Consider the following 17,453-nt stretch of genomic DNA (forward strand, 5'->3'; position numbering starts at 1 on the left):
AACCTTCCACCAACTGTAAGGTCAAGGGTCGACTTTGACAGGAGTGAATAATGAAAATAAATGAAGTAGCGCGCCTGACGGGTCTTACAACTAAAACAATTCGCTTTTACGAGCAGAAAGGCGTGATCAGTGAGCCACACCGTACTGACAACGGCTACCGTGATTACGGTGATCGTCATGTCAGTGAGCTACAAATGATCAAACGTTCACGATTAGTGGGCTTCAGCTTGGACGAATGCCAGGCCTTGTTGGAGATGTCGCGCGATCCTAACCGACGCAGTGCAGACGTGAAGCAAAAAGCGTTAGAGAAAATCACCGAGATCGACGAGAAGATCAAAGAACTACAGGCCACGAAAACATCATTGAAAACGCTGGCAAGCTCCTGCCCAGGTAATGATAGTGCATGCTGCCCAATCATTGAGGCGCTTTCTAAAGGCGAAGAATAATGGGGCGTAACCCTGCAAAAATGGCAGCACAACTTTGAAGTCAATCTAATAAGTTCAAAAGGAAACTTTTGCCTATTAATCATTTAGTCAAAGGCATGAGAGCATTCAGTCACGAACGTTAGAGACTGGATACGGCGATGAAAGTGATAAAAATTATTGGTGGTGTCTTTGTTAGCTTGCTACTTGTATTGGGTGCTTTGATTTTTCTGATGCCAGCCCCCGAAAAGCCAGTTCCCACTGGTGAGCATTCAATCGGTATTAGCGAATTTGATGTAAGAAATGGAAAAGTATGGGTATCAGTAACCGCATGGTATCCAGCGAAAGCCAGCGAGGGCGAATCATTCCCCTATATGGCAACCTACTTAGCCGAAGCCTTGAGTCAGCAACAGGGACTACCTGCCGCCCTGCTGGAAGACAATCGGCCCTCCCATGCGATCATGGATGCTGACGCCATGGAAGGTAAATACCCCGTTCTTTTGTTTAACCACGGTTTTGGTTCATTCGCTACGCAGAACCTGACACAAATGGAAGAGTTAGCCAGTCAGGGATACATCGTTCTTTCACTCAGCCACCCGACGCATAGTTTAGTGACCAAAAGCCAAGACGATGATTTGGTATACCAAAGCAACCCTTTGAATCAAGAAGATATTGCTCAGTCCATCGAGATTGGGGATCGCACCTCTGAAGCTATGCGTGCAAGCCAGTCAGTTGAACAATGGATCGCAGCCGCCGCGTCGTTGGAGACTGGTCTCTTTAAATCAATGCCTGCAATTATCCAGCAATGGGTGAGCAATAACGAGTTGGTTCTCAATGCGCTTTCTTCTTTGGCAGTGACTCACCCAGATTTACCGTTTTCTGCACAATTGGATTTAGCACGTATTGGCGTTTTCGGACACTCGTTTGGGGGCAGTGTCGCTGCGCACTTGGCGTTTAATAATCCGCAAATCAAAGCGGCGCTGTCGATGGATAGCTATATCTACCCAAGTTCAGTACAAGCAGCGGGAACGGACATAAAAAGTCGCGCACCTATCTGTGTGTTTACGGCGATACCAGCACTGCGCCAGCGAAAGAGAGCATGGCCTGGGTAAACAAGGCACTGCTTGCTTCCCTTGAATCGACAGGCAGTTGTGAAGTCTTGTTTGAGGGTGCGGCTCACATGAACTTCTCGGATATAAACCACTTACCGGGTGTTTCTTTCATGGGGATAACGGGTCAAATTGATCCTCAATTCATGCATCAGTCATCCAACCAACAAATTCTGGGATTCTTCGATCACCACTTCAATGGAGCCGCTTTGCCCGCTCAGGTGGATGGCTTGGAAATCATACGCTATTGATAAAAAACGCCGCTCTAAACAGAGCGGCGTTTTTTACATAGGAGCGTTTGAGGTGTGTATCAGGACGCCGCTCTCAGTTTGAACTGCCCAACGATACCTTGAAGAGTGCCTGCAAGCTGGGAAAGCTCTCGGCTTGCTTGTACCGTTGTTTCAGCACTGTTTGCACTTTCTTTAGAAATGCTGCTGACCTCTTGCACATTTTTATTGATTTCGTTCGTCGTCGCACTCTGCTCTTCACATGCTGTCGCATTCAATGTACTGAATTGCTGAATTTCTCCGATGGCCTTTGTGATAGTGTTAAATGCGCCGCCTGATTTACTCGCATCTTCGACGCTGGATTGCACGATAGCACTACTTTTTTCCATGCTAGTCACCACTTCACGCGTACCTTGTTGCAGTCTTTCTATCAGGCTTTGGATTTCAGAAGTGGAGTTTTGGGTCCGTTGGGCCAAGCCTCGCACCTCATCGGCAACGACCGCAAACCCTCGTCCTTGTTCACCGGCCCTCGCCGCTTCAATCGCCGCATTCAGTGCAAGTAGGTTGGTTTGGTCAGCAATGCCAAGAATAACATCGAGTATCCCGCCGATATTATCAGTTTCCTGCGCTAGCTCATTCAGGCGGTTGGCTGTGGTTTTTACTTCGTTTTCAAGCGTCTGAATGCTGCTTATGGTTTCTTGAACCACTTTCAAACCAGACTGTGCTTCGCCATTGGCTTCATCTGCAAGTCGTGCTACCGCTTCAGCATTACTTGATACATCGTTAACAACGCTGGCCATTTCCGACATGCCATTGGCAACCTGATCAGCCATTTTTAACTGGTTTTGTGCGCCGACACTGGTGACATTGGTGGTTTCACCCAGATCCGTCGATGCACGGCTTAGTTTGTCACTGGCTGTGGCCATCTTGCTGATGATATCACTAAGATTTTCGGCCGTTTCTCGTAACGCGTTTTGCAGTTGCCCAACTTTCGTGTTCCCACCTTTCTCCAGCCTAAATGTCAAATCACCTTTTGAAAGTTGACCTGCAGCTGCAACGACTTTGCTGATGGGTTTGGTAATCGAGTTTGATACAAACATACCGAAGAGAACAGCGATAACAAGTGTTGCCATGCCTCCGTAGATAATAACATTGGAGGCCAATGAGGATGCGTTGTTTGCGGCGTCCGTGCGCTGCGTCATGAGATCTTGTTCAATCGACACAATCGTCGCGACTTTTTGCCTCAAGCCGTCCATGTAAGCTTTGCCTTCTTTCTTAGAAAGCTTGGCATACAAGTCAGCAGATGTAGCGAAATTATTGGCTTCCCTTACGGTGGCAATCGCTTTTTCTGCATACCCGTCAATCCAACCTTGAGCATCTTTGGCAAGCTGGGTGCCTTGAATTGTCCTGAGGATTCTCTCTGCGGTTTGCTTCCCAGAATTATACGGTTCTAAATAGGCTTCTTGACGGTTGAGCATAAAGCCACGAAGGCCAGTTTCCATATTTACCATTGCCCCGAGTAAGCGATCGCCCCCCAACCCAAATTGGCCGTTGTCAATTTCAGCCCTTAACCCGTCCATCTTTTGTTTACCAACGCCTGATTCAATCAATGCTTTCAGTTTAGAATTGGCAGTATCACCTTCTCGAATGTCTCTGCGAAGGGCGATGACACTTTCCGCATAGGCATCCCATTCCGCAGCATCTTTTGCCACGTCGTCAAAGCGTACTTGCTGAGCAGGGTTGTCACTGGTGAGGTTTTTTACGGTATCTAGCTTTTCTTGGAACTGTTTTAAGCCGCCGTGATAGGGTTCTAAGTACTCTTCTTCACCGCCTATGGCAAAACCTCTCAGGCCAGTCTCTTTATCCACCATGGCATTGACGAGGCCATTAGAGTTATTAATGACTTTGTGGGTATGCGATACCATGTCTGCGGTTTGGTCCATTGTGTTAATGCCATTCCAAGCAATACCACAAAGAACAACAAGTAACAGACCTGTAATTAAGTTACCTACTAGGAGCTTTGTTTTGATGGTTAAATTGTTCATTAACACGGTGTCCCCCTGACCAGAACGTCTAATCAAGCTGCTTTAAATGGAAGTAATCATTTAGGTTCAAAAAAAGTGTAGACCAATTTTGCGAATCATATCTCGAAACTGAGAATGCAAAATGCAATGGTGTTGTGATATCGAAAACGGGGGTAGTTATCTATTGCGATAGACGTAGAAAGGAAAGGGAAAGGGGGGAGGTTTAGAAAAGAGAAGAGGTGCCCCGTTAATGGACCGGAGCAACCTAGGAGGAAGTTTTTCGCGTCGTGTTTAGCTCCGCAAAAGTCTCTGAGCTTTAATAGAGCAATGCATATAGTTGACGGCGGTAACGACTCGCCAGCTCATTGCCTTGGCCAAGTGCAGCCAGAATATCCATCATGGTTTTCTTTGCATCGCCGTCGGCAAAGTTGAGGTTATTGCGCAGCAGGCCAATCAAAAGTTCTAACGCTTCTTCTTGGCGGTTGACCTGGCTGTATTGAATGGCCAGTTCGTACGCCAGCTCTGCGTTCTCAGGGTCCGCTTCGTAGGCGTGTTGAAGCTCGCGAATTTCTGGGGTATCCGCGGCCTGCTTGTGAAGCTCAACTTTTGCAACGAGCGCTTTGTATTGCGCATCTTGGTCTTGCATCAATACGGTATTAAGCATTGCTTCTGCCGCATCATATTGTTGGGTTTCGACATAGCACTCGGCGAGTGCAAGCTTGAATGCACCTTGCTCTCCCAGCGTTCCTTCAAGTAACTTCAGTTGTGCAAGTGCGTCCGTATAGTTTTCTTCACTGATCAACGATAGAGCATGTTTAAAAGCCATTTCGTCTTGGCTTGGTAAGTGGCGGGTCAATAACTCACGCACAGATTCCTCAGTTTGAGGCCCTGCAATGCCATCAACGGGCTGGCCTTTGCTAAACAACGCGAGAGTAGGGAGTGAGCGCACGCCAAACTGCGCTGCCAGCATTTGCTGTTGTTCGCAGTTTAGTAATGCGAGCGTGAACGCGCCGTTGTACTCATGGGCGAGTTTTTCCAATGCGGGAATGATTTCTGTGCTTTCAGGGCTCATTTGTGCCCAAAAGTGGATCAGTACCGGCGTCTCGACGGAGCCTTCCAGAACCTGCTGAAAGTTCTGTTCGGTAAGTTCAACAATGTAATTCGGTTGCATGGTGTTGCCTGATCTATGGAGTAATGCTCTAAAGGTGGGGGGAGCTGGCGGAAAATTCAAGGCATTAAGTTGTGAACTTGTGTCTGTATCACTTTGAAAATGGGCGCAAAGGCAATTTGAAGATATAAAAATGCCGCTGTCTTCACAGCGGCATTCTTTTTGTGCTCGTCGATATGAAACGCTGACTTAGAACACAAGCAAAACTGCCAGCGTAACACTCAAACAGAGCCAGTTCAGTTGACTTAGGGACATAGTCCGGCTCCTTTGGGGGAAATTCGTTCTTTTTGTAATCCCCGCTTACGGCCTGATCCGACTTGCTTCATATCGAAGATGAAGAGGGTGACAGGTGTTTCACGGTATGGTAGGAAGAATACCCACTCTTTATGACAGTACTGTGAATCTGACAGAATTGTTTTTAAGAGGATCTTTGGGATCCTCTATACCATTAACTACCTTCCGAAAGCATTTTGTCCAACATGCGTGAAGATAAAACGCGTTTACATATCGCCATGTACTGCGTGGGTTTAGTCACTCGGTAGCGGATTTTTGCTTTTGGTGCCGTGAGTGCATGCAAAAGAGGTTCGACAATCGCTTCCGAAGGTAAGGTGTATTTACTGCCTGACGTTTCACTCTCCAGACGTTGCTTCTGTTTTAAATAGCTGGCTTCGTGTCTGCTGTCATGGAGGTTGATGGCTTTGAAAAAGGCAGTCAGTGCGTTAGCACGAAAACGGCTTTCAATTGGACCCGGTTCAATCAAGCTCACCTGAATCGGGGTGTCTTCAAGTTCCAACCTCAGCGTATCTGTGTATCCTTCGATGGCAAACTTACTCGCGTTGTAAGCCCCCCGGTATTTCAGCGCGACAAACCCCAAAACAGAACTATTTTGCACAATACGGCCTGAACCATTTTGCATCATCATGGGGATCACGGCTTGTGTCAGTGTATGCCAACCGAAAACGTTGGTTTCGAACTGAGTTCTTAGCGCTTGAGTGGGGAGATCTTCGAGCGCACCAGGTTGCCCATAAGCACCGTTGTTAAACAGCGCGAAGAGTTTCCCGTCGGTTTGCTTTGCCACTTTCTTCACTGCAGAAAGGATACTGTCTGTATCGGCCAAATCTAACTGAATACAGTTGAGGCCCTCTTCCTTTAGTCTTTTAACGTCTTCTTGCTTTCGGCAAGATGCGATCACGTTAAAGCCATTTTTCACTAACGCATGGGCGCAGGCATAGCCTATTCCTGTTGAGCATCCGGTGATTAAGACCGATTTCGTCATGAAAATACTCATCCTTGTTGGTTTAAATAGGGCGACATTGTGTTTGTCATAAATTCTGCAATCCAAGGCTGTGCCTTTGCTTTTGGATGTAGTCCATCGGGCATTATCCACCCGTCGGTCATCACGACCTTTTCCATAAAGAAGGGTAAAAGTGGGATTTGCATTTCCTTACTTAACTCTGGATAGATATTGGCGAAAGCATTGCTGTATCGTTGACCATAATTAGGTGGAATATGGATTTGCATCAGCATCACATTTGCGCCGCTTTCCGCACTGATAGTGATCAGTTCTTGCAGATTTGACCGTATTTTCTTAGGTGGAAAGCCTCGCAATCCGTCGTTTGCACCTAATTCGATCATCACCCAGTCAGGTTTATGTTGTGCGAGTAATTGCGGCAGCCTATCAAGACTGTTGCCCGTTGTATCGCCGGAAATACTGGCATTGATCACTTTCGTGATGGGCGTATTGGCGGTGAGTTTCGGCTCCATCAAGGACGGCCAGCTTTTCTCGATCGCCATTTGGTAGCCAGCACTTAGGCTGTCACCTAGCACCATCAGCGTTTGAGCAGCACTGCTGTGACTAACAATCAGAAGACAAAATGTAAGGATACGAAACATGACAACTCCAGTGATTAGGGCTAACAACGTCTCAAAAATTGTGACGACCAATGCGCAGACTCTAACCATTTTGCAGGATGTTTCGCTTCAGGTCGAGCAGGGGGAAAGCATTGCTTTAGTTGGGGTTTCAGGGGCAGGTAAATCGACACTGATGACGTTGTTAGCAGGACTAGATACGCCAAGTCATGGTGAAATTGAATTGCTCGGTTCACCGCTCTCTACACTGTCGGATGATGAACGGGCTGCCATTCGCGCAGACGCTATCGGTTTTGTGTTTCAAAGTTTTTTATTGGTGCCTTCTTTAACCGCGTTAGAAAATGTCTTACTGCCCTGTACGATTCGCGGTGACGACGAAGATGAAGAAAGGGCGATGGCACTCCTTAAAGCGGTCGGTTTGGCGAGTCGAGAAACCCATTTACCGTCTCAACTTTCCGGTGGTGAACAGCAACGTGTCGGCATTGCCCGTGCGTTTATGACTCGCCCTCGTGTGTTATTTGCTGATGAACCAACAGGAAATCTTGATCAGCACACGGCGTCAACGGTGATCGATCTTCTTTTTTCTTTAAATCGGGATCACGGCACCACTCTGATTTTAGTCACGCATGATCCTGTTTTGGCTGACCGCTGCCATCGGACATTACACCTCAATGCGGGCGAATTGGTGGGGGCGGTATGAGGCGAACTTTAGTCTGGCGCTGGGCATGGCGCGAACTGTTTCACGGTCAGCTATGGCCAGTTGTTGCAGCGTTAGCGCTGATTATCGCGTGTGTTTTCGCGTTGTCCGCCTTGGCGGCGCGAATTGAATCGGTGTTAACGCAGCAAGGCCGCTCCATGCTGGCTGCGGATTTAGTGCTGCGTAGTAACCAGCCCTTGTCCGAGAACGCGCTGGCGAAGTTTGATGCACTGGGTGTGGAAACCTCAAATCAAACGCGCTTTGGAACCATGGCATTCAGTGATGAAAATATGCAGCTCATCAGTGTTAAAGCAGTTGATAGCAATTACCCGCTACGCGGTACGTTAGAACTTCAACAGCAGAATGCCCTGCACGGCAGCGTACAACCCGGTGAATTGTGGTTGGAAGAGCGCTTGTTCACTCTGCTCGATGTATCAATCGGTGACAGTGTCGATGTGGGGGATATGGCGTTGTCCGTATCGGGAAAAATCATTTCTGAGCCTGAGCTTTCGTTTAACCCATTCAGTCAAATGCCTGCGGCAATGATGCACCAGAGCGATGTGGATGCCGCAGGGGTTGTGAGGCCGGGTAGTCGTGTGAATTATCGTTATTTCTTCAAAGGAAACGACGGTGCACTGGCCAATGTAAAAGCTGCGCATTCTGTGCAGGAAGGGCAGCGTTGGATCGATGAAAATACAGGCGACAGAACTGGCGACATGCTGGATCGAAGCCGCGGTTATTTGTCGTTAACGGTTGTGCTGGTGATCATCATGGCGGCAGCCACGTTGCTGCTGACCTGTCAGCATTACGTGGAGAGTCGGACGCAAACATTGGCCATGGTGAAAAGTCTGGGTGCCCAGCGACGTTGGGTCCGACAGTGGTTGACTCGGCAGCTTGTTATGTTGATGGCGTTTGCCTCGGTGATTGGCTTAGGGTTGGGGGCAGGTCTGGAATACTTGCTGAGATTGCCGTTAGCCGATGTGCTGCCATCGCCTTTACCGAGCTACGGTGCTTTACCTTGGCTATTGGGCCCACTTGTTGCGTTGCTGGTGGCATTGCCAGCACTGGGGATTCCGCTTATCCGCTTAATCGATGCGCCTGCGAATAGTGTGTTGCAGTCTCAAGGCGCAGTAAAAGCGCGAAAAAATCCGTGGAGCTGGCTATTGGCGTCGGTCCCTCTTTTTGCCTTGATTGCGTGGTCTTATGATAACAGGCTGATGTGGTTGGTATTGGCTGCATTGGTGGTCATGCTTAGCTTGCTGGCGGCGATTGGCGTGCTGATACTGCGCTTTGCCCAACGCCGAGTGAAACGGCCAGCGTTCAAACTCGCACTCAGCCGTATTACGCGTAATCCAGCTGCAAGCGGCGCACAATTAGGGGCGCTAGCTACCTCCTTTATGCTGCTGTCTATTATCTGGCTGTTGAGAACGGACTTACTGAACGATTGGCAGCAAACCCTGCCGCCAGAAGCCCCTAACGTGTTTGCACTCAACATTGCGAAGCATGAGTTGGATGACTACGTTTCGCGTCTGGATGATAACAATCTCAGCCGCTCGGAAGCCTACCCGGTTATTCGCGGTCGCTTGGTCGGCCGGAATGGAACAAGTTATGCCGAGCTAGAGCCTGACCGAAAAGAACGCGATGAAGCACTTCGTCGTGAGTTGAATTTCACATGGCGAGACACCCTGCCCAGCCACAATGTGGTTTTGGATGGGGAATGGCCGAGTGAAGGCGGGGTTTCTGTGGAAGAGGGCATCGCGCAACGCTTGGGACTCAGAGTTGGTGATGTACTGACTTTCAGTGTCAACAGTCAGGAGTTTGATGCGACGGTAAATTCTATTCGAGACGTTGAGTGGCGCAACATGAAGCCGAACTTCTACTTCATCTTTGACCCAGCGCTGGTGGAGTCTTTGCCCGCAAACTGGTTGGTTAGCTTTAGACTGGAGCAGGCGCAAAGTGACATCATCAATGCATTGGGGCGTGATTTCCAGACGGTAACCTTGCTGGATCTTCGTACCATGAGCGAGCGCATTCAAGTTATTTTGCGTCAGATCAGTATGTCACTGTCTGTGTTGGCTGGTCTTGCTGTGGTCAGCGGACTGCTGTTGCTGTTGACCTTACTGCGCATTACCCTTGCGGAAAGGCAGCGGGAAATCATGCTGTATCGCACGTTGGGTGCGAGCAAAAAGCGCATCAATACCACGCTTTGGGCGGAATACGGCATCATGGCATTAGTGTCAGGTTGTATGGCGGTTGGCGGCGCAGAGCTTGCGATGGCAGGCTTACTCAAATGGGGGGTGGAGTTGCCTGTTCGATTGCATCCCGAAGTGTGGTTGAGTTTGCCTGTATTGGCTGTGGGCTTGGTGTTCATCACCGTCGCTTGGATGATTAAAGGCCTGCTTGAGCCGTTAAAGCGGTAAACAAAATAGAAAACGGCACGTTACGTTTTTCGTGCCGTTTTTGTCTATTTGGCAAAAAGGTTATCCAGAGCGGGGCGTATTTCGCTATATACAAAAGAGTAGCCCGATGCTTCGAGTGCTTTAGGAATTGCGCGTTGTCCTTCTAACAGTAGTTGACCTGCTTCACCCAACATCAATTTGATGACAAAAGGCGGTGTGAAAAGAAGATGCGGGCGATGCAACGCGGCCGCAAGAACCTGACTGAACACTTTATTTGTGACGGGGTTGGGTGCTGTTAAGTTGAAGGGACCGTGCGCGTCTTTGGTATAAAGGAGATGCAATATGCCGCCCACCATGTCATCGATGTGGATCCAAGGGAAATACTGTTTACCCTTACCCATTGGCCCACAGAGTCCCAACTGATAGGGCAGTAACATTTTCTTTAGTGCACCCCCGTCTTTGCTTAAAACGATCCCGGTGCGCAGTAAGCAAACCCGCGTTTTTGCAGCCTTTGCGCGAACGGCAATTTTCTCCCAATTTTCGCACACAGTGTGGGCAAAATCGGTGGCGTCAGATTCAAACGTTTCATCTAGGATCTTGTCTCCTTGGTTGCCGTAGTAACCGACAGCCGACCCACTGATGAATGTGTGTGGTGGATTATCGGCTTCGAGAATTTTCTTCACTAACTGCTCGGTGATGCCCCAGCGGCTGGAGCATATGATCCCTTTTTGCTGATCAGACCAACGCTTGTCGACAATAGGCTCACCAGCAAGGTTGATTACCGCATCAATGTCATTGAAGTCCGGCAGGTCATCGAGATTTTCAACACACGTTAATTCGCGAGAAAACATCGAGTTCGCATTCGATGCCGAGCGGGTCAATAAGGTGATCTGATGGTCGGAAAGCTGATCGATCAGCACGCGTCCGATTAACCCGGTTCCGCCAGTGATAAGAATATGCATGGTGAGCATCCTTCAATGCGTTTAATAGATCCAGTATGCATTCAATTGGTTAATTGATCATCTCGGGACACTCTTCTTCCTGAGCCCCTGAAAAACCTTGTTACATTTATCACCCTATAGACAAAGTGTGATGGAAATTTTCTTTACACTGGCGCACTGTTAGATAGGCATTTGTCTGTTTTCCATTCTCCATCTTTTCCCGATGAATTAAATCTGGCTATTCGGAGTCAATGTGAAAGGAATCACCGCATTATTGAGTGCGATGCTTGGAAGTTTTAAGGATTTACTTCCAATCATCCTTGTTATTGGATTTTTCCAAATTGTTGTCTTGCAACAACCCATGCCGGACAGCGTATCTATTCTTGTGGGTCTCGTCCTTGTTGTGATGGGGCTGACCTTTTTTGTCTTTGGCCTTGAGATGGGCTTATTTCCGATCGGCGAATCCATGGCACATGCGCTTGCGAGAAAGGGCAGTGTGTTTTGGTTGATGCTCTTTGCTTTTCTTCTCGGTTTCGGAACGACCATTGCAGAACCCGCTTTAACCGCTGTTGCGGCAGAAGCGGCAGAAGTTGCCGCAGAAGGCGGCATGATTGCGATGGAGGAAGCGGCACAGGAAACTTACGCCAACGGTTTACGGGTCACTGTCGCACTGTCGGTTGGTTTTGCCATCATGTTGGGTGTTCTTCGCATTCTTAAGGGTTGGCCTATTCACCTCATCATCATTGGAGGATATTTACTGGTGGTGCTGATGACGATGTTGGCGCCGCGATACATCATAGGCATAGCGTACGATTCTGGCGGAGTGACGACATCCACCATCACCGTACCTTTGGTGACCGCGCTCGGTGTGGGTTTGGCAACGGTCATTAAAGGTCGTAATCCCATGGTCGACGGCTTTGGTCTGATTGCCTTCGCATCCTTATCACCGATGATTTTTGTCATGGTTTACGGGATGGTGTTGGCATGACGTTCAGCGCTCTTATCCCAACCTTTGTCGATACGCTTTTCTCGACTGTACGCGATGTATTTCCCATCGTATGCATCATCTTTGGTTTTCAATTTGCAGTGCTGCGCCAGCCCATTGCCAATATGAGACGCATTATCTTCGGGTTTGTTTATGTCTTGATTGGGCTGTCCCTTTTTCTTATGGGTCTCGAATTAGCGCTGTTTCCACTCGGCGAGTCCATGGCGATTCAGTTAACCACACCCGAATTTCTCTTCGGTGAAGGGGAGAGCATGCCGCTCGTCGTGGAGTGGCATCATTACTATTGGGTCTATGTATTTGCCGCTGCGATAGGGTTTAGTACCACAGTAGCCGAACCATCGTTGATCGCCGTTGCAATCAAAGCGTCACAGGTGTCAGGCGGCGCGATCAGTGTGAATGGTTTGCGTTTTTCTGTTGCGCTTGGGGTCTCTATGGGGATCTCACTTGGCTGCTATCGCATCGTCGCCGGTGATCCGATTCATTACTACATCATCACCGGCTATGTGTTTGTGGTGATCCAGACCTACTTCGCGCCCAAGTTCATTGTGCCGTTGGCCTATGATTCGGGTGGCGTGACCACGTCGACTGTCACCGTGCCACTCGTAACAGCGCTTGGCCTCGGTCTTGCATCTACAGTGCCAGGAAGAAGCCCTTTAATTGATGGCTTTGGCCTTATCGCCTTTGCCAGTCTTTTCCCCATGATCACGGTCATGGGGTATGCCCAAATAACGGAGCGGCTGGCAAAACGCCAGCAAGCACAAGAAGAATAGAGGTAATCCAATGCGGTTTAAGTTAATCGTTGCCTTCATCGAAGACTCAAAAACTGATGCAGTGCTTGATGCGGCCAGAAAGGCAGGTGCTACCGGTGCCACAGTCATCAATAATGCGCGTGGTGAAGGGCTGACCAAGAAGAAAACATTCTTTGGACTGACGCTGGACGTACAGCGAGACGTGGTACTTTTTTTGGTTGAAGAACATCTGGCGCGTGCAATTCTCGAAACCATTAATGAGGTTGGCGAATTTGATGCGTCGTCGGGCAAAGGGATCGCGGTCCAGCTGGATGTAGAAGATGCTGTGGGCGTGGCGCATCAGGTGCAGGAATTGAGCAGTAAGGTTGAGGAGGAATTATGAAGCTAACCAAGCGCGTGAGTGATGTCATGAAAGATGACTTTGCGTTGATTGATGGTTTAACTACGGTGGCAGAGGCGATTCGCATCGCCCGTGATCGCCAGATAAAAGCATTGGTGATCAAAAAACGGGATGATGATGACGAGTTTGGCTTTGTGTTGATGAACGACATCGCGAAAAAAGTGCTGTCTCAGAATCGATCGCCGGAGCGTGTTAATGTCTATGAAATCATGACGAAACCTGCGCTTAGCGTGTCGCCAAACATGAATGTGAAATACTGCGCCCGACTGTTTGAGCGCTTTGGTATCAGTCGAGCACCTGTTATTGAAAATGGCGAAGTCTTGGGGGTTGTCAGCTACAACAGCATTGTGATGTACGGCATGTTGGCTGACTAACGGTCGTTGTGGCCAAGATCGCGCTCAGGATCGAAAATATCTCTGACGCGTTGTTTTAATTCCTTGGCCTCGGGGAACCCGCCATCGCGTTTGCGTTCCCAAATTAACGTGCCATTGCAAAGGATCTCAAATCGTCCTCCCGTATCTGGGTGCAGCGTAAGACTCGTGATCTCTTCACTGAATATAGAGAGTAACTCTTGCGCCATCCAGGTAGAGCGAAGCATCCAATTACATTGTCGACAGTAATAAATATCGATGTTAACCATCACTTTCCCCTCGTTATAACACGCCCATTAGCAGCTTGGCACCCACGACAAACGTCAGAACTTCAAAGGCCACTTTAATCATTTTATTGCTGTATTTGTCGGCGAGATACGCACCCAAATATCCGCCCATCAATGAGCCAACCAACAGCGCAGGGATCCATGGCCAGTATATTTCAGCGCCAGCAATTGCCAATGTGGTGGCGCCCAATCCATTCCAGAAAATCCCAACACTCACCAACGTTAGTGCGACGGCTTGTTTGTAGTCAAGCCCGAACCATCTGACCAGAAACAGGGTAACAAAAAGCCCGGTCCCCGCTGTCAAAGAACCGTTCAGTAAACCGATTGCACTGAGTCCAAGGCAACCGATGATCATGCCGATCGTATCTCGATGTTTTGGGTTGGCCTCCTGCCCGAGCGACTTTCGCATCCGAGAGTAAATGCCAAGAGCAATGATAAAGGCACCAAGGAGTGCTTCGGCAATCGGCCCAGGCACAAACAGAATAAGATTCGCTCCGCCTACAACGCCAGCAGCCCCAGCGATGGTCACGTACGCAGTTAACGGCAGGTCAAGATTGCCACTTTTCCAATGTTTGAGGGCGGCACCTAAACCAAGAGCAACAGACGCCACTTTATGCGTTGCAAGTGCAACGGAAAACGTCAGGCCGAGAAAGAGTAAAAGGGGGAGCTGTAACAGGCCGGCACCGCCGCCAGCAAGAGCAGCAAAGGTGTTTGCCAATAATGACCCAATAAACAGGCCCAAGGTGGAGAGAAAATCCATATTCACTCTATAAACAATCTAGTGTGCAGCGTTGATAACATGATGCTCAGTACTTGCCAAGAAAAAAGCCTGTGGAGTCACAGGCTTTTGGAGAGAGTGGCAATAATGAGGAATTACCAGCCTTTTACGATACCGCCATCAAACACTTCTGCCGCGGCGTTGTACACTTCATCAGTTTGGTACGCTTGCACAAACTGTTGTACGTTTTGCGCTTTTACGTTATCCGCACGCGCCACAATCAGGTTCACGTAAGGAGACTCTTTATCTTCGACAAAGATACCGTCTTTTTCTGGTGTCAGGTTGATAGAGCTAGCAAACGTGTTGTTGATGATAGCCAGCGTTACGTCATCCAGTGAGCGAGGAAGCTGCGCAGCTTCAAGCTCTACAATGTCCAAGTTTTTCGGGTTGCTGATAATATCAAGCACTGTTGCACCCAGACCGGCTTCGTCTTTCACTTCAATCAAACCCTGCTTCTCAAGCAGTAACAAAGAACGGCCAAGGTTCGTTGGGTCGTTAGGTACGGCGATTTGTGCGCCATCTTCAATTTGGTCAACGGAGGTTACTTTGTTTGAGTAACCCGCGATTGGGTAAACCAGTGTGTTGCCCGCAATTTCAAATTTGTAACCACGGTCGGTGATTTGCTGATCCAGATACGGTTTGTGCTGGAATGCGTTTGCGTCAATTGACCCTTCTTCCAGCGCTGCGTTTGGCGTCACATAGTCAGAGAAAGTAACGAGTTCTACATCCAGTCCGTATTTCTCTTTGGCAATCTTGGCGGCAACTTCAGCAACTTGCTCTTCTGCACCTGCGATAACACCAATTTTCACTTTGCTCAGATCGACAGTCTGTTCTTCTTTACCACAGCCAGTCAGTGCCAATACGGATGCCAAACCAACAACGGTTGCTATCTTCTTAAGTGTGAAATTCATAACGCATCTCCTTAAATTGAAAAATCCATGTTTTAATTTTTGTATCGTTATCTGTGGTCAACGCGCTTCACTAGATAGTCGCCCGCAGATTGAATGAGTTGAACCAGTATCACCAGCATGACAATGGTGATCATCATGACGGTGCCATCGAAACGTTGATAACCGTAGCGAATGCCGACATCACCCAGACCGCCCCCGCCAACAGCTCCCGCCATTGCGGAATAGCTCACCAATGTAATCAGAGTGATGGTGACGCCATTTAAAATGCCGGGTAGCGCTTCAGGAAGCAGTACCTTTCGGATGATTTGCAGTGGGGTTGCCCCCATAGATTGCGCCGCTTCAACAAGGCCGGATGGTACTTCTAGCAGTGCACCTTCAACCAATCGCGCAATGAAGGGGATTGCACCTACCGTCAGTGGCACGATTGCAGCCGCGGTACCAATTGAACTGCCTACCACAAAGCGGGTAAACGGGATGATGGCGACCAGCAAAATGATGAACGGGATTGAGCGACCAATGTTTACCACCGTCCCCAGAACCTTGTTCAGTGCTTTGTTTTCCAGCAGGCCGCGAGGCTTACTCAGATGAAGCAATACGCCCAGCGGGATACCAAACAAAAAGCCAATTGCGCCTGAAACGAGCACCATGGTAAGGGTTTGGCCGAGGGCTTCGATAAGAAGATTTACCAGACGTTCGTTTTCAGCGAACCAGCCTGAAATGCTTGCGATATTAAGCGACATAGCCCAGCACCTCGATATTGATATTGTGTTCCTTCAAATACGCCAACGATTGATTCACATCGTTCTCTTCACCGAAAAACTCTGCCAACATCAGGCCGAATTTCACGCCGCCCGCGTAGTCCATGTCTGCACTCAAAATGCTGACATCTATATTGAATTTGCGGGAGATCTGGCTCACGAGTGGTGCATCCACACTCGCGCCCGTAAACTCTAGACGAACCAATGGGGGCAGTTTGCCTTTGCTTTCGCTTTGCAGACGCTCTGCATATTCCTGAGGAATGGAGAGATCCAGTGTTGAGCGAATAAAGGTACGTGCCAGTTCCGTTTTCGGGTGTGCAAAGATGTCACCGACCGGACCGTTCTCCAATAGCTCACCGTCACCAATGATCGCCACTTCGTGGCAGATCCGCTTCACCACGTCCATCTCGTGGGTGATCAGCAAGATGGTGAGTCCCAGTTTTTGGTTGATGGTCTGCAGAAGGTTCAAAATGGAGTGTGTGGTTGCTGGATCCAGTGCGCTGGTGGCTTCGTCACACAACAAAACTTTTGGGTCGCTGGCCAGTGCGCGGGCAATCGCAACACGCTGCTTTTGACCGCCACTCAGATTTGACGGGTAGCTTTGGTGCTTGTCGCTAAGGCCAACAAGCTCAAGCAACTCTGACACCTTGTCGTCAATGTGCTGTTTGCTTTTGCCTGCGAGCTCTAATGGGAGCGCGACGTTGTCAAACACAGTGCGTGATGACAATAAATTGAAGTGTTGGAAAATCATGCCGATCTTCTGACATTCTTTGGTCAGTTCAGCATCAGACAGTGCAGTGAGTTCAATGCCGTCTACGGTGACGGTTCCACGGGTTGGGCGTTCAAGAAGGTTAACAATGCGGATCAGTGTGCTTTTGCCTGCACCTGATGCACCGATAACGCCAAAAATCCTGCCCTGAGGAATGTGAAGGTTAATATCACGCAGGGCATGGATAGTATGCGCGCCCTGTTTGAACTCCTTATCAACCTGTTTTATTTCGATCATACGCCTTCCTGTCGGATAGGCGACACTTGTTACCAAGTGCCGCCCTCCTAAGAACCGTACGTGCAACTTTCACTGCATACGGCTCAAGCCTCCGCTAAGGCGTGTTACGTTACCCAGCAATCACAATGCAGCTAAGACAGGATCAAACCACGAGTTTCGTCCCAGTTTCTTTGGCTTACGCTCTTTAAGGTAAGGTTCATAGAAGGGATCGTAAGGCGTAGCTTTGCTTATGATTTTCACATGCCTTTTAATTGGGGTTTGGGCTATCTGAACCAGATTAAAGTGACAGTCCATGTTGGCGATTTTCTGCCAACCATGAAATTGCCATCCA

At 48.9% G+C, this 17,453-nt stretch carries 19 protein-coding genes and 1 pseudogene; 9 read left to right on the plus strand and 11 right to left on the minus strand.

The window, feature by feature from the left end; genetic code table 11:
• Positions 1–50 precede the first annotated feature (50 nt).
• The 3 genes from cueR to B5D35_RS03510 all read left to right on the plus strand — a co-directional run bounded on the left by cueR (position 51) and on the right by B5D35_RS03510 (position 1,782).
• Positions 51–446, plus strand: a complete 396-nt coding sequence (cueR, locus tag B5D35_RS03500; protein WP_078751212.1) for a Cu(I)-responsive transcriptional regulator — start codon at positions 51–53, stop codon at positions 444–446.
• A gap of 137 nt (positions 447–583) precedes the next feature.
• Positions 584–1,534, plus strand: coding sequence for an alpha/beta hydrolase (locus tag B5D35_RS03505; RefSeq protein ID WP_078751213.1), 951 nt, complete (start codon positions 584–586; stop codon positions 1,532–1,534).
• Positions 1,522–1,782 (plus strand): hypothetical protein, encoded by a 261-nt coding sequence (locus B5D35_RS03510; protein ID WP_078751214.1) that lies wholly within the window; start codon positions 1,522–1,524, stop codon positions 1,780–1,782. Before B5D35_RS03505 ends, B5D35_RS03510 begins: the two co-directional genes overlap by 13 nt.
• Before the next feature lie 59 nt (positions 1,783–1,841).
• Here the strand turns inward: B5D35_RS03510 and B5D35_RS03515 are convergent, their stop codons facing one another.
• From B5D35_RS03515 to tesA, 4 genes are all read right to left on the minus strand, one after another.
• Complete coding sequence (locus tag B5D35_RS03515; RefSeq protein ID WP_332870293.1) at positions 1,842–3,803, minus strand: CHASE3 domain-containing protein; 1,962 nt, start codon at positions 3,801–3,803, stop codon at positions 1,842–1,844.
• A gap of 295 nt (positions 3,804–4,098) precedes the next feature.
• A complete protein-coding gene (locus B5D35_RS03520) occupies positions 4,099–4,953 on the minus strand; it encodes a co-chaperone YbbN (RefSeq protein WP_078751216.1) in 855 nt (284 codons plus the stop codon).
• A gap of 445 nt (positions 4,954–5,398) precedes the next feature.
• Complete coding sequence (locus B5D35_RS03525; protein ID WP_078751217.1) at positions 5,399–6,226, minus strand: SDR family oxidoreductase; 828 nt, start codon at positions 6,224–6,226, stop codon at positions 5,399–5,401.
• 8 nt (positions 6,227–6,234) lie between these two features.
• Positions 6,235–6,843 (minus strand): multifunctional acyl-CoA thioesterase I/protease I/lysophospholipase L1, encoded by a 609-nt coding sequence (gene tesA, locus B5D35_RS03530; protein WP_078751218.1) that lies wholly within the window; start codon positions 6,841–6,843, stop codon positions 6,235–6,237.
• Between tesA and B5D35_RS03535 the strand changes: the two genes are divergently transcribed.
• Entirely contained in the window at positions 6,842–7,519 is a 678-nt protein-coding gene (locus tag B5D35_RS03535) for an ABC transporter ATP-binding protein (protein ID WP_078751219.1), read from the plus strand. The two genes, tesA and B5D35_RS03535, sit on opposite strands and share 2 nt — an antisense overlap.
• Positions 7,516–9,936: an ABC transporter permease gene (locus B5D35_RS03540; protein WP_078751220.1), complete on the plus strand. Its 2,421-nt coding sequence runs from the start codon at positions 7,516–7,518 to the stop codon at positions 9,934–9,936. The genes B5D35_RS03535 and B5D35_RS03540 overlap by 4 nt, the downstream gene beginning before the upstream one ends.
• Before the next feature lie 44 nt (positions 9,937–9,980).
• Here the strand turns inward: B5D35_RS03540 and B5D35_RS03545 are convergent, their stop codons facing one another.
• Positions 9,981–10,877: a TIGR01777 family oxidoreductase gene (locus B5D35_RS03545; RefSeq protein ID WP_078751221.1), complete on the minus strand. Its 897-nt coding sequence runs from the start codon at positions 10,875–10,877 to the stop codon at positions 9,981–9,983.
• 232 nt (positions 10,878–11,109) lie between these two features.
• On the opposite strand from B5D35_RS03545, the gene B5D35_RS03550 reads away from it, so the two are divergent.
• From B5D35_RS03550 to B5D35_RS03565, 4 genes are read left to right on the plus strand one after another with little or no spacing between them, the layout of a single operon-like run.
• Entirely contained in the window at positions 11,110–11,844 is a 735-nt protein-coding gene (locus B5D35_RS03550) for a DUF1538 domain-containing protein (RefSeq protein ID WP_101210463.1), read from the plus strand.
• On the plus strand, positions 11,841–12,632 hold the full coding sequence (locus tag B5D35_RS03555; protein WP_078751222.1) for a DUF1538 domain-containing protein: 792 nt from the start codon (positions 11,841–11,843) through the stop codon (positions 12,630–12,632). Before B5D35_RS03550 ends, B5D35_RS03555 begins: the two co-directional genes overlap by 4 nt.
• A gap of 10 nt (positions 12,633–12,642) precedes the next feature.
• Entirely contained in the window at positions 12,643–12,993 is a 351-nt protein-coding gene (locus B5D35_RS03560) for a P-II family nitrogen regulator (protein WP_078751223.1), read from the plus strand.
• Positions 12,990–13,385, plus strand: coding sequence for a CBS domain-containing protein (locus B5D35_RS03565; RefSeq protein ID WP_078751224.1), 396 nt, complete (start codon positions 12,990–12,992; stop codon positions 13,383–13,385). The genes B5D35_RS03560 and B5D35_RS03565 overlap by 4 nt, the downstream gene beginning before the upstream one ends.
• Here the strand turns inward: B5D35_RS03565 and B5D35_RS03570 are convergent.
• From B5D35_RS03570 to B5D35_RS03595, 6 genes and pseudogenes are all read right to left on the minus strand, one after another.
• Entirely contained in the window at positions 13,382–13,651 is a 270-nt protein-coding gene (locus B5D35_RS03570) for an Rdx family protein (RefSeq protein WP_078751225.1), read from the minus strand. The genes B5D35_RS03565 and B5D35_RS03570 overlap by 4 nt on opposite strands.
• A 13-nt stretch (positions 13,652–13,664) precedes the next feature.
• Entirely contained in the window at positions 13,665–14,429 is a 765-nt protein-coding gene (locus B5D35_RS03575; RefSeq protein ID WP_078751226.1) for a sulfite exporter TauE/SafE family protein, read from the minus strand.
• Positions 14,430–14,542: 113 nt separating this feature from the next.
• A complete protein-coding gene (locus tag B5D35_RS03580; RefSeq protein WP_078751227.1) occupies positions 14,543–15,358 on the minus strand; it encodes a MetQ/NlpA family lipoprotein in 816 nt (271 codons plus the stop codon).
• A 47-nt stretch (positions 15,359–15,405) separates the two neighbouring features.
• Positions 15,406–16,098, minus strand: coding sequence for a methionine ABC transporter permease (locus B5D35_RS03585; protein WP_078751228.1), 693 nt, complete (start codon positions 16,096–16,098; stop codon positions 15,406–15,408).
• The gene (gene metN, locus B5D35_RS03590; protein ID WP_078751229.1) at positions 16,088–17,122 is read right to left on the minus strand and encodes a methionine ABC transporter ATP-binding protein MetN; all 1,035 of its coding nucleotides are present in this window, start codon (positions 17,120–17,122) and stop codon (positions 16,088–16,090) included. The genes B5D35_RS03585 and metN overlap by 11 nt, the downstream gene beginning before the upstream one ends.
• A gap of 120 nt (positions 17,123–17,242) precedes the next feature.
• Positions 17,243–17,453, minus strand: a pseudogene (locus B5D35_RS03595) (group II intron reverse transcriptase/maturase); the annotation flags it as partial.

Origin of the sequence: Enterovibrio nigricans DSM 22720, from assembly GCF_900167155.1 — a bacterium.
Classification (GTDB): domain Bacteria; phylum Pseudomonadota; class Gammaproteobacteria; order Enterobacterales; family Vibrionaceae; genus Enterovibrio; species Enterovibrio nigricans.